This window comes from Acidovorax sp. (assembly GCF_046314175.1).
Taxonomy (GTDB): domain Bacteria; phylum Pseudomonadota; class Gammaproteobacteria; order Burkholderiales; family Burkholderiaceae_C; genus Acidovorax.
The window spans coordinates 1-11,875 of record NZ_JBKBXG010000018.1 but is presented as its reverse complement, the minus strand read 5'-3'; the positions used below and the strand labels follow the sequence as shown (position 1 = coordinate 11,875).

Here is an 11,875-nt window from a genome sequence, read left to right as displayed (position 1 = left end):
GGTTTAAGCGACCCCCCATTGCTGCGAAGCGGTTTCAGGCGGCACATCGAAATACGCCTGCAATTGGGCAGCCACACCGCGCAGGGCCTCATCGGGCACCTGCTGCGCAGCGGCCAGTTGCTGCACCGCATAGGGGCGGTGGCCCAGCATCATCGCGGCGCTCACGCAGTGGCCGTGGGCAGCCATTTGCAGGATGAATGCATTAAGCAGATCGCACGGCCAGTAAGTCACCCCGCCTGCAGCATCTCCCGATCGGGCCATGCACGGGCCTGTTTCATCCACCCACTGATCGCTGCCCGCAGTTGCGCAAGCCCCCGCCGTATCGGCCAACGACTGTTGCCGCGCCTGCAGGCCGCCGGTTGGATTCAAAGACGTCGAAAACGAAGCCGCCAAAGAACCTATCCATGCGGCTACGGACTGAGCAACTGTGGGAGCAACTGAGGGAGGGGCAAAGGTCAGCATGGCAAGGTGTCTTCCAGATTCGGTCACGCCAGCATGACGCTGGAACATGACATCCATGCTAAGAAAACTTACCCCTGCTTGCATTTCGGCCAACCGGCACGGATGCTGTAGGACGCCACCGCGGCTCACCACGCCCCCGTCCGCCGCCGCTATCCGCCCGGTGGTCTATCAAGCCTTGGGCAGCGTAACCCCCACCTGGCCCTGGTACTTGCCGCCCCGGTCTTTGTAGCTGACCTCACACACATCGTCCTTGTCGCTTTCGAAGAACAGCACCTGGGCGCAGCCCTCACCCGCATAAATGCGTGCGGGCAGCGGCGTGGTGTTGGAGAACTCCAGCGTCACATAGCCTTCCCACTCGGGCTCGAACGGCGTGACGTTGACGATGATGCCGCAGCGGGCATAGGTGCTTTTGCCCAGGCAGATGGTGAGCACGTTGCGCGGGATGCGAAAGTATTCCATCGTGCGGGCCAGCGCAAAGCTGTTGGGCGGAATGATGCAGCTGTCGCCTTCAAAATCCACAAAACTCTTCTCGTCAAAGTTCTTGGGGTCCACCACCGTGCTGTGGATGTTGGTGAACACCTTGAATTCGGGCGCGCAGCGGATGTCGTAACCGTAGCTGCTGGTGCCGTAGCTGATGATCTTCTTGCCCTCGACCTCGCGCACCTGGCCGGGCTCAAAGGGTTCGATCATTCCGTGCTCGGCCGCCATGCGGCGGATCCATTTGTCGCTCTTGATGCTCATGGCTAAATTCCCTGCGCTGTGGCCCAGGCAGGCTGCACACCGCCGGGCGCTATTAAATATGTAGCTGGTAGCGCTTGATGATCAAGCGCTAGAGCCGTATTTTGCTTGAGAAATCACGGTTTGTTCCACCACCCGGTCATCGCCCAGCACGATCAGCGCAAACAAAAGCTCATTGAGGTTGCGCGCTTGGGCGGTCTTGCGCGCTAAAAGCGGCGTGGCCTCGGGGTTGAGCACCAAAAAATCCGCTTCGCAGCCCGGCTGCAGATTGCCCACCACACCCGCCAGGCCCAGCGCCTTGGCCGCACCTGCCGTGTGCTGCCACCACAGCTGCTGGGGAGACAGGCTCAGGCCCTGCTTGGTCTGGCGACCTTCGACAGTGGTGCGCCCAACATAGTAGGCAGCCATCATCGTGTGGAACGGGCTGAAGCTGGTGCCGCCCCCCACGTCACTGGCCAGGCCGTAGCCAAATCCCACGCGGTCCGCGCTGGCGTAATCAAAAAACCCGCTGCCCAAAAACAGGTTGCTGGTGGGGCTGACGGCGGCCACGGCGCCGGTGTCACGCATCAACGCGCGGTCGTCATCGTCAAAGTGGATGCAGTGTGCGTACACCGCGCGCTCACGCATCAGGCCAAAGTCGTCGTACACACCCAGGTAGCTGCGCGAGGCGGGAAACAGCTCGCGTGCCCAGCGAATCTCGTCCAGGTTTTCGGCCACGTGCGACTGGATCCACACGTCGGGATAGCGCGCGGCCAGCTCGCCCGCGCCGCGCAGCTGCTCGTGCGTGCTGGTGGGTGCAAAACGCGGGGTGATGGCATAGCCCAGGCGGTCCACACCGTGCCAGCGCTGGATCAGCAATTCGGTGTCGATGAGGCTTTGCTCGGTGTCGTCCCGCACGCCGTCGGGCGAGTGGCGGTCCTGCAGCACCTTGCCGGTGATCAGACGCATCTGCTGGCGTTGCGCCTCGGCAAACAGCGCGTCGGCCGATGTCGGGTGCGACGTGGAAAAAGCCAGTGCCGTGGTCACGCCGTTGCGCAGCAGCTCGGCAACGAAGAACTGCGCCACCTGTTCGCTGTAGTCGGATTCGACAAAACGCGATTCATGGGGAAACGTGTAGTTTTCAAGCCAGGGGAGCAACCCGTCAGCAGGCGAGCCGATGACATCGGTCTGCGGGAAGTGGATGTGCATGTCCACAAAACCGGGCGCCAGAATGCGCCCGGGCAGGTGCGTCACGGGCTGGTCAGCATATTGCGGCGCCAGCGACTGCCAGGAGCCCGCCGCCAGCACACGATGACGGCCCTGGGCATCGGGGCCCGTAGCCAGCAGGCCATCTTGGTCATACAGGGCCGTGCCGTCGTCGGCAAAGCGCAAAAGGGCAGATCGATAAACAGGCATGGCGGCAAGCTTAGCGGCAAGGGGGCACCGCTTGTATACGGAGCGCCCCATAGTAGATATGGGGATTCAGAGAGCGCCGGTAGGTCGTGCAGGCTCAGCGGGCCAGCTTGCCCACCACACCCTCCACCAGCCAGTTCATCTGCAATATTTGTGCATCCGACAGTGCCTGACCCGCAGCGATCCGCTCTTGCCCCTCGTTGTCGCGCACCGGCGCCTTGCCCGCGCGGAAAGGCTGGAGCTTGCCAGCGCCGATGGCCTTTTGCGCGGCCAGCACCTCCTGCTGCACGGCGGCTGGCACGCGGGGGCCAAAGTCGCCGACGCGGATCATGCCTTCGCGCACGCCGCCCCAAAGGTTGGCGCTTTTCCAACTGCCGTTTTGTACGGCGCGCACCCGCTCGGTGTAGTAGTTGCCCCACTGGTGGGTCACGGCCACGATCTGCGCATCGGGCCCTGTGCGGCGCATGTCGGAGTGGTAGGCCACGGCCATCTTTCCCCGCTCCTGCGCAGCCGCCATCACGGCTGTGGAGCCGGTATGGAATGCGATCACATCCACATCCTGGTTGAACAGGGCCATGGCGGCATCGCGCTCCTTGGGCGGGTCAAACCACACGTTGAGCCACACCACCTTGACGGTGGCCTGCGGGTTGACCGAGCGCATGCCCAGAGTGAACGCATTGATGCCCTGCAGCACTTCTGGGATGGGGAAGCCCGCCACAAAACCAGCCACACCGGTTTTGCTCATGCGGCCCGCTGCAATGCCCGCCAGGTAGCGGCCCTCGTAGTAGCGCGCGTTGGCGGTGGTCACATTGGGGGCTGTCTTGTAGCCGGTGATGGACTCGAACTTGACTTGGGGGAAGTCCTGCGCCACCTTGAGCGTGGGCTCCATGTAGCCAAAACTGGGGGTGAAGATGATCTGGTGGCCGGTGGCGGCCAGGTCGCGGATCACGCGCTCGGCATCAGCACCTTCGGCCACGTTCTCGACGAAGGTGGTCTTCACCTGGCTGCCCAGCGCAGCCTCCACGGCCTTGCGCCCTTCATCGTGCTGGCGTGTCCAGCCCGCTTCGGTGATCGGGGAGACGTAGACGAATCCGGCCTTGACGGGTTCGCCAGCACGGGCGTCTTTGCCCTGTGCGGTCTGTGAAAAAACGGGGGATAAAAAACAGGCGGCCACGAGCGTGGCTGCGAGGTTTTTGTACATGGTGGTCCTCTACATGGCCCAGTTGGTAAAAACACCAGACTCGCAGGGCGACGCGTCTGGTGGTGGGTTTGCAGCTTGGTTCGATCCGCTGGAGGGTCGGCCTCTACAAGGTTGATGCGGCCGTCAAAGCACTCAGTTCAGGCGCGGGGCGTGCGAGGGCGCGCCCAGACGGAAGGCGCCCACCACGTCTGCCAGGCGTGCAGCCTGGTCCTTCAGGCTCTCGGCCGCAGCGGTGGATTCTTCCACCAAGGCCGCGTTTTGTTGAGTCATCTGGTCGAGCTGGTTGACCGCAACGTTGACCTGGCCAATGCCCAGGCTCTGCTCGGATGCGGCGGCGCTGATCTCGCCAATGATGTCGGTCACGCGGCGCACCGAACTCACGATCTCGCCCATGGTGGTGCCTGCGTTTTGCACCAGCGCGGCGCCCGACTCCACCTTTTCGACCGACACGCCGATCAGGGTCTTGATCTCCTTGGCGGCCTCGGCGCTGCGCTGGGCCAGGTTACGCACCTCGCTCGCCACCACGGCAAAACCACGGCCTTGTTCACCGGCACGGGCCGCCTCGACGGCGGCGTTCAGCGCCAGGATGTTGGTCTGGAAGGCAATGCCATCAATGGTGCCGATGATGTCGGAAATCTTCTTGCTGCTGGCGTTGATGTCGTCCATGGTGTGCACCACCTGGGCCACCACATCCCCGCCACGTTGTGCCACCTGCGCAGCCGACGCCGCCAACTGGTTGGCCTGCACGGCCGAGTCCGCGCTCTGGCGCACGGTGCTGGTCAGCTCTTCCATCGAGCTGGCGGTCTCCTGCAGGCTGCTGGCAGTCTGCTCGGTGCGGGCGCTGAGGTCCTGGTTGCCAATGGCGATCTGGGTGCTGGCGGTGGAGATGCTGTCCACCACGCCACGCACCTGCTGCAGCGAGCGGTGCAGGGCACTGCGCATGGCATCCAGGGATCGCAGCAGGTGACCGGTTTCGTCGTTGGCGTAGGTCGCCTGGGGGGCGCCGGTCAGGTCCATGTTGGCAATGGTTTCTGCAATGGCCTCGGCCTGGCGCAGCGGGCGCGTGATGCTGGTGGTCAGCAGCCAGGCCAGCAAGGCGCCCAGCAGCAGCGTGACGCCGGTGCAGATCTGCAGCAGCAGCGTGGTCTGGGCGCGCAGTGCTTCACTGCGCTTGCCCGCGGCGTCCAGCTGGTTGCGCTGCAGGTCCACCATCTGCTTGACGCCCGCCACATAGTCGCGCGAAGTGGGCTCAAACCGTTCGGTGAAGACCTTGCCTGCTGCATCGGCATCGCCCGCCTGCTTGAGCTTGCTGACTTCCTCGCGCGCGTTGAGGTAAGCCCGGCGCAGCTCGCCCAACTTGGCAAACAGCTGCTTTTCATCGGGCGTATCCATCTTCGACTCGATGAACTTCTGCAGCGTGTTGGTCTCGCTGATGGCGGCGGCCGTGGCCGGTGCGAAATATGGCACCAGCGAGGCGTCGCTGCTTTTGGCAATGGCCGCAGCACGCTGCACGCCCGCGGTGGTGTTGAGCAGCCAGTCCGCGCCCGCACGCTCAGTCTTGACGTTCTCGTCCACCATGGTGTCGATCAACGCACCCAGCTGGTTCAGTTTGACAACCGCAACCACGCTGCTGACGAAAAACAGCAAAAGAATCACGCCCAGTACCAGGGTCAGGCGCTTGCCGATGGAAAGTTGATGGAGAAACATGGTGAGAAATATGACGGGAGAAGAATGCACAACGCCTGCGCACAACGGCCGCCCCACGGGGCGCAGCACACACCACCGCGCGCGGGCAAAAAAGCGCCCGGAGCGCATGGCGCGCTTCGGGCAGGTACAGAATCTCACAATTGTAGGGTTTACCCGGAACTCATACGGCGCACCCTCCCGCAGATTCGCCTTGGGCCCATGTCACGCTGGCACGCTGCCATCACCGATGGAATGGCGAGCAGATTCAGCATCAATTTAGCCACCAGCGCTTATCTGTAAAGCGCTATTAGCTAGTATTTTGATAGCATTTGCTACCTGCTTGGCACGCTGCGCGGCGACCCAGCTTGTCAGGCTCTTGCTGAGTCAATAGTCATGCTCCACACAGCGCTCAAACGTTTCCTTGAGCTTGTGTTCCCAAATCCGCTTGTCTGCGTTGCCCGCAAAACTCGCCTCAAAGCTGTTGAACGCCAGCTGGTAAGCATGTTTTGCCGTGAGGCCCGTGGCGGCAAACACCTGGGTGAAGTTCTCGTTCATGTAGCCACCAAAGTACGCAGGGTCGTCCGAGTTGACCGTGGCGGCCAGCCCGGCGTCGAGCAGTTTGCCCAGGTTGTGGTCGGCAAGGTTGGGGAAGACGCACAGCTTCTGGTTGGACAGGGGGCACACGGTGAGCGCAATGCGGTCTTTCGCCAACCGCTGCATCAAAGCGGCATCGTGCACTGCCTGCACCCCGTGGTCGATGCGCTCGACCTTGAGTACATCGAGCGCGCTCCAGATGTAGGCCGGCGGGCCCTCCTCGCCCGCATGGGCCACCAGATGCAGGCCCAGTTCGCGGCAGCGGGCAAACACGCGGGCGAACTTCTCGGGCGGGTGGCCGAGTTCGCTGGAATCGAGGCCTACGCCCACGATCTTGTCGATCAGGGGCATGGCCTGCTCCAGCGTTTCGAAAGCGGACTCTTCGCTCAGGTGGCGCAGGAAACACATGATCAGCGTGGCGCTGATGCCCAGCTCGGTCCGCGCATCTTCACACGCACGTTGCAGGCCGTTGATGACGGTCTCCATCGCCACGCCACGCTCCGTGTGAGTCTGGGGGTCGAAAAAAATCTCGGCATGCAGCACGTTGTCACGCGCAGCGCGGCCCAGGTAGGCGCGCGCCATGTCGTAAAAATCCTGCTCATGCAACAGCACGCTGGCCCCTGCGTAGTAGATGTCCAGAAAACTCTGCAGGTTGCTGAACGCGTAGGCGCTACGCAGGTCTTCCACGCTAGCGTAGGGCAAGGTCAGTTCGTTGCGCTGCGCCAGGGCAAAGATCAGTTCGGGCTCCAGCGATCCTTCGATGTGGATGTGCAGTTCGGCCTTGGGCATTGCGCGCAGCAATGCAGGCAGGCGGTCGGCGGAAATCGGGGGCACTTTAAACATCAGCAGACTCCAAAAGTAATGCCGCTCTGGCGCAGATAGCGGCGGTAGGCAGATGATGCCTTGTCGGCAGCGGTATGCAACTCTGCGCGCAGATCGAGCGGCAGGAGCTGTGGCGTCTGCGACTCCAGCACGGGCTGGTCCTGCGTGAAGATGGTGTGCTGAAACGCCTGCAGTTTCTCGTCGGGCGAATCGAAATCTGCCACAGCCAAACGAAACCACACGCGGCTGCGCACGGGTGTCACGGGGCAGATAAACAGAGCAATTGATTCGCGCCAGCCATCTACGGCCGTGGTGCCCGCTTCAGGCACCTTGGTCAGCACGGCTGCATAGGGCGCCGTGACTTCGTAGGTGTATTCCACCTGGGCCGGGGCCGTGGAATGCAGGTTGGACTGGGGTTGCCAGGCCTTGCAGCCCGTGGCCAGCAGGCCGGTAGGCGTGGCTTCCACGTGATAATCGTCAATGATCGTGGCGTCGCGGCTACCCAGCCAGCCTTCATGCACAAAGCCGAAGTGCGACATGTCCAGAAAATTCTCGATGATGCGCGGTGCGCTGGCGGCCACGTCATACGGCCCACAGTTGAGCTTGCGCAGCCGCGCGTCGTACTCGGCCGCAAATGCGGGCAGTGCCGCACTGCCCTGCTGCTCCATGCGCACCCAGACCACGCCATGGGCTTCACGCGCCTCAAAGGCCCGTGCGCAATGCCCAGGCGGGGGCACAAACGCGGGCAATGCGGGGACATAGGTACAGCGCCCGTCGGCTGCAAACTGCCAGCCGTGATACGGGCACTCCAGCTGCCCTTGCGGCGTCACGCGGCCCAGCGACAGCCGGGCGCCACGGTGCGGGCACTGGTCGGCAAACGCCTGCACCAAACCCTCCGCATCGCGCCACACCACCACGGGTTGCTCCAGAAGCTGCACGGCAACAGGGGTATGCGCCACATCGCCCACCAAGGCCACCGGATGCCACAAGCTTGATTCGACCATCTGCTCATCCTTTTTGTAAAACCGGGAGCGGAAATAGAAAAGGGCCACCCGCAGGCGGCCCTCTCTGTGTACAGCAGGCCCATCAGCCCACTGATTTTTTCTTACTTACTTCTTCTCGCCGCCGGGGATCTTGCCTTCCACGCCCTTGACGTAGAAGTTCACGCCGCCCAAGAACTTGTCATCGGCGACCACATCCTTGGCCAGCACTTCCTTGCCGTCCTGACCCACGATAGGGCCCTTCCAGATGTTGTAGGTGCCTTCGGCCAGGCCCTTCTTGATCTCTTCGACCTTGGTCTTGATGTCTGCAGGCACGTCTTCAGCGATGGAGACGATGTCGATGGCGCCTTCCTTCACGCCCCACCAGCTTTGGCCCGTGCTCCAGGTGCCTTCCAGCGCGTCCTTGGTGGCCTTCACGTAGTACGGGCCCCAGTTGATCACAGCAGATGCCAGGTGGGCCTTGGGGCCGTAGGCGGTCATGTCGCTGTCCCAACCGAAGGCGCGCTTGCCCTTTTCTTGGGCTGTCTTCAAAACGGCAGCCGAGTCGGTGTTCTGGAACAGCACGTCGGCGCCGCCATTGATCAGGCTGGTGGCGGCTTCGGTTTCCTTCGGTGGGCTAAACCACTCGTTCACCCACACCACCTTGGTCTTGATCTTGGGGTTGACCGATTGGGCGCCCATGGTGAAGCTGTTGATGTTGCGGATCACTTCAGGGATTGGCACCGAGCCGACCACGCCCAGCGTGTTGGACTTGGTCATGGCGCCAGCGATCACACCAGCCATGTACGCACCTTCGTAGGTGCGGCTGTCGTAGGTGCGCAGGTTTTCTGCCGTCTTGTAGCCCGTGGCGTGCTCGAACTTGGCGCCCTTGTTGTCTTCCGCGACCTTGAGCATGGACTCCATGTAGCCGAAGGTGGTGCCAAAGATCAGCTTGTTACCCTGGCCGGCCAGGTCACGCAGTACGCGTTCGGCGTCGGCCGATTCGGGCACGCTCTCCACGAAGCTGGTCACGACCTTGTCGCCGAATTCCTTTTCGATGGCCTTGCGTCCGTTGTCGTGCGCAAAGGTCCAGCCGCCGTCGCCCACAGGGCCGACATAAGCAAAGGCGATCTTCAGTGGCTCGGGCTTGGGTGCCGGGGCTTCTGCCACAGGGGCCGGAGCAGGCGCAGGGGCCGGTGCCGGTTCTTCCTTCTTGCCACAGCCCACGAGTGCGGCAGCGGCAACGGCGGAGAGCGCTGCCACCTTGAGCATGGAGCGTTTCTGCAGATCAGTCATGTCAGTTCCTTCTTGAGAACGTTGGGGGTTGAAACACGCGAAAAAGATGAATTATGGGGCGATCTACCGCTGGGTAACGCGTATTTGCGGCAGCTGGCATGGGCCATTCAGCTACCCGGATAAAACGGCTTGCCCAGCGACGCAGGCATGTTGATGCGAATCCACGCCGGATTGCGCGAGATCAACGCCAGCACCACGATGGTGGCCACATACGGCAGCATGCTCAGCAACTGGCTGGCCACCTGCACGCCCGTGGCCTGCAAATGGAACTGCAGCATCGTCACGCCGCCAAACAGATAAGCACCAAGCAACACCCGTGCCGGGCGCCAAGTGGCAAAGGTGGTGAGCGCCAGCGCAATCCAGCCGCGCCCGGCCACCATGCCCTCCACCCACAGCGGGGTGTAGACGGTAGAGATGTACGCCCCGGCCAGCCCGCACAGCGAGCCACCGGCCACCACGGCGGCCAAGCGAATACGGCGCACCGGGTAGCCCAGCGCATGGGCCGACTCAGGCGATTCCCCCACCGAGCGCAGGACCAGCCCGGCGCGCGTGCGGTACAGGAACCAGATCATTCCCACCACCAGCAGCATGGTGATGTACACCAGCGGGTGCTGCCGGAACAGCGCGGGGCCGAGCAGTGGCACATCGCCCAGCACCGGGATCACGTATTTGGGCAGCTCTGGCAGCTTGGCCTGGACGTAGCTGATGCCCGCAAAGGCCGAAAAACCCACGCCGAACAGGCTGAGCGCCAGCCCCGTGGCGTACTGGTTGGTGTTGAGCCAGATCACCAGCACACCAAAGATGGCCGCCAGCAACGCACCTGCCGCCATGCCCGCCGCAAACCCCAGCCAGGTATTGCCCGTGTGCACCACGGTGGCAAAACCGGCGATGGCGGCGCAGAGCATCATGCCCTCGGCGCCCAGGTTGACGATGCCCGCCTTCTCATTGATCAACAGCCCCAGGGCCGCGATGGCCAGCACGGTGCCCGCGCTCAGCGTGGCACCGATGAGGAGTGCATAGGATTCCATCACTTGCCTCCTTTCGAACCAACCCAGCGCAGTCGATACGCAATCAGCGTGTCACACGCCAGCAGCGTGAACAGCAGCAGGCCCTGGAACACGCCCGTGAGCGACTTGGGCAAGCCCATGCGCGACTGCGCCAGCTCGCCGCCGATGTAGAACATGCTCATGAGGATGGCCGACAGGATCATGCCCACCGGGTGCAGGCGCCCCACAAAGGCCACGATGATGGCCGCAAAGCCGTAGCCTGCGGGCACATACGGTGTGAGCTGGCCGATGGGGCCAGCGACTTCCAGCGCACCGGCCAGGCCGGCCGCGCCGCCCGAGATCAACAACGCCGTCCACAGCGCCTTGCGCGACGAAAAGCCCGCGTAGCGCGCCGCAGCGGGGGCTAGCCCGCCCACCTGCTGGGCAAAACCGGCCCGTGTGCGAAACAGAAACACCCACAGCGCCGCAGCGCCCGCCAACGCCAACAAGAGCCCAATGGACACCCGCGAGCCCTGCATCAGGCGCGGGATCTGCGTCACTTTCTCGAACGTCTTGGTCTGCGGAAAGTTGTAGCCCATGGGGTCCTTCCACGGGCCATAGACAAGGTAGCCCAGCACCAGCGTGGCCACATAGACCAGCATCAGGCTCACAAGGATCTCATTGGCGTTGAACTTGTCGCGCAGCAGCGCCGTGAGCCCCGCCCACGCCATGCCGCCCAGCACACCGGCCAACAGGATGGCGGGCACGATCCACGGGCCGGTGGTCTTGTCGGCCAGCAAGGCGATGCCACCTGCCGTGACCGCACCAATCACAAACTGGCCCTCAGCCCCGATGTTCCACACGTTGGAGCGAAAACACACGGCCAGCCCCAGCGCAATCAGCAAAAGCGGCGTGGCCTTGACCATGAGTTCGCCAATGGCATAGGGCGTCTTGATCGGCTCCCAGAAGAAGACCTGGAGCCCGCGCACCGGGTCTTTGCCCAGCGCCATGAACAGGGCCACACCAATCAACACCGTGACGACCAGCGCCAGCAGCGGCGAGCCGTAGGTCCACCAGCCAGACGCCTGGGGGCGGGGTTCCAGCTTAAGCATGCTGCACCTCCCCGGCCCGGGCCTGCTGTTGCTGCTGGGCCAGGTGCGCCTGCACATCGGCATGCCACAGCCCGCTCATCCATTCGCCAATGCGCTCCACTGTGGCCTCGGCGCGCGGCACCGAAGGCGAAAGGTGCCCCTTGGCCACCACATGCAGCCGGTCACAGATTTCAAACAATTCGTCCAGCTCCTCACTGACCACCAGCACCGCGCAGCCCGCATCACGCAGCGCCAGGATGGAGCCGCGAATCTGCGCCGCAGCCCCCACGTCCACACCCCAGGTGGGCTGCGAGACGATGAGTAGCTTCGGGTTGGCATCGATCTCGCGCCCCACGATGAACTTCTGCAGGTTGCCACCCGACAGCGACTTGGCCGCTGCGTTGGGACCACCCGCCTTCACATTGAAGCGCCGGATGATGTCCTCGGCATGCTTTTGCAGCGCGCCCACCTTGATCCAGCCACTGCCGCTGACCGCATTGGTGCGGGTGAGCAGCAGGTTGTGCGCCAGCCCCATGGTGGGCACGGCGCCCCGGCCCAAACGCTCTTCGGGCACAAAGTGCAGGCCCAGCGCACGGCGCTGGCCGGGGCCCATGCGGCCTGCGTTCT

Annotated in this window: 10 protein-coding genes and 1 pseudogene; all 11 read right to left on the bottom strand. The window is 63.4% G+C overall.

Annotation, left to right across the window (positions count from 1 at the left end; translation table 11 throughout):
- Positions 1-3: 3 nt before the first annotated feature.
- Positions 4-261 carry a hypothetical protein gene (locus tag ACK4OE_RS07090; RefSeq protein ID WP_409883979.1) on the bottom strand — a complete coding sequence of 86 codons (258 nt, stop codon included), beginning with the start codon at positions 259-261 and terminating at the stop codon, positions 4-6.
- A gap of 369 nt (positions 262-630) precedes the next feature.
- Positions 631-1,203 (bottom strand): dCTP deaminase, encoded by a 573-nt coding sequence (gene dcd / locus ACK4OE_RS07085; RefSeq protein WP_409883978.1) that lies wholly within the window; start codon positions 1,201-1,203, stop codon positions 631-633.
- 81 nt (positions 1,204-1,284) lie between these two features.
- Positions 1,285-2,595 (bottom strand): guanine deaminase, encoded by a 1,311-nt coding sequence (gene guaD, locus ACK4OE_RS07080; RefSeq protein WP_409883977.1) that lies wholly within the window; start codon positions 2,593-2,595, stop codon positions 1,285-1,287.
- A 94-nt stretch (positions 2,596-2,689) separates the two neighbouring features.
- Positions 2,690-3,793, bottom strand: a complete 1,104-nt coding sequence (locus ACK4OE_RS07075) for a BMP family ABC transporter substrate-binding protein (RefSeq protein WP_409883976.1) — start codon at positions 3,791-3,793, stop codon at positions 2,690-2,692.
- Between the two features lie 132 nt (positions 3,794-3,925).
- Entirely contained in the window at positions 3,926-5,500 is a 1,575-nt protein-coding gene (locus tag ACK4OE_RS07070; RefSeq protein ID WP_409883975.1) for a methyl-accepting chemotaxis protein, read from the bottom strand.
- 363 nt (positions 5,501-5,863) lie between these two features.
- The gene (locus tag ACK4OE_RS07065) at positions 5,864-6,916 is read right to left on the bottom strand and encodes an adenosine deaminase (protein ID WP_409883974.1); all 1,053 of its coding nucleotides are present in this window, start codon (positions 6,914-6,916) and stop codon (positions 5,864-5,866) included.
- A complete protein-coding gene (locus ACK4OE_RS07060; protein WP_409883973.1) occupies positions 6,916-7,899 on the bottom strand; it encodes a Rieske 2Fe-2S domain-containing protein in 984 nt (327 codons plus the stop codon). The genes ACK4OE_RS07065 and ACK4OE_RS07060 overlap by 1 nt, the downstream gene beginning before the upstream one ends.
- A gap of 105 nt (positions 7,900-8,004) precedes the next feature.
- A complete protein-coding gene (locus ACK4OE_RS07055) occupies positions 8,005-9,171 on the bottom strand; it encodes a BMP family ABC transporter substrate-binding protein (protein ID WP_409883972.1) in 1,167 nt (388 codons plus the stop codon).
- A gap of 107 nt (positions 9,172-9,278) precedes the next feature.
- Positions 9,279-10,199 (bottom strand): ABC transporter permease, encoded by a 921-nt coding sequence (locus ACK4OE_RS07050; protein WP_409883971.1) that lies wholly within the window; start codon positions 10,197-10,199, stop codon positions 9,279-9,281.
- Positions 10,199-11,269 carry an ABC transporter permease gene (locus ACK4OE_RS07045; RefSeq protein WP_409883970.1) on the bottom strand — a complete coding sequence of 357 codons (1,071 nt, stop codon included), beginning with the start codon at positions 11,267-11,269 and terminating at the stop codon, positions 10,199-10,201. Before ACK4OE_RS07045 ends, ACK4OE_RS07050 begins: the two co-directional genes overlap by 1 nt.
- A pseudogene (locus ACK4OE_RS07040) lies at positions 11,262-11,875 on the bottom strand (ABC transporter ATP-binding protein); the annotation flags it as partial. The pseudogene ACK4OE_RS07040 and the gene ACK4OE_RS07045, both read right to left, overlap by 8 nt.

Bases quoted from the DNA above. Each gene is read 5' to 3' on its own strand.
- ACK4OE_RS07050 (WP_409883971.1), bottom strand. From the start codon at position 10,199: ATGGAATCCTATGCACTCCTCATCGGTGCCACGCTGAGCGCGGGCACC.
- dcd (WP_409883978.1), bottom strand. From the start codon at position 1,203: ATGAGCATCAAGAGCGACAAATGGATCCGCCGCATGGCGGCCGAGCAC.
- ACK4OE_RS07075 (WP_409883976.1), bottom strand. From the start codon at position 3,793: ATGTACAAAAACCTCGCAGCCACGCTCGTGGCCGCCTGTTTTTTATCC.
- ACK4OE_RS07090 (WP_409883979.1), bottom strand. From the start codon at position 261: ATGGCCCGATCGGGAGATGCTGCAGGCGGGGTGACTTACTGGCCGTGC.
- ACK4OE_RS07070 (WP_409883975.1), bottom strand. From the start codon at position 5,500: ATGTTTCTCCATCAACTTTCCATCGGCAAGCGCCTGACCCTGGTACTG.
- ACK4OE_RS07060 (WP_409883973.1), bottom strand. From the start codon at position 7,899: ATGGTCGAATCAAGCTTGTGGCATCCGGTGGCCTTGGTGGGCGATGTG.
- guaD (WP_409883977.1), bottom strand. From the start codon at position 2,595: ATGCCTGTTTATCGATCTGCCCTTTTGCGCTTTGCCGACGACGGCACG.
- ACK4OE_RS07045 (WP_409883970.1), bottom strand. From the start codon at position 11,269: ATGCTTAAGCTGGAACCCCGCCCCCAGGCGTCTGGCTGGTGGACCTAC.
- ACK4OE_RS07055 (WP_409883972.1), bottom strand. From the start codon at position 9,171: ATGACTGATCTGCAGAAACGCTCCATGCTCAAGGTGGCAGCGCTCTCC.
- ACK4OE_RS07065 (WP_409883974.1), bottom strand. From the start codon at position 6,916: ATGTTTAAAGTGCCCCCGATTTCCGCCGACCGCCTGCCTGCATTGCTG.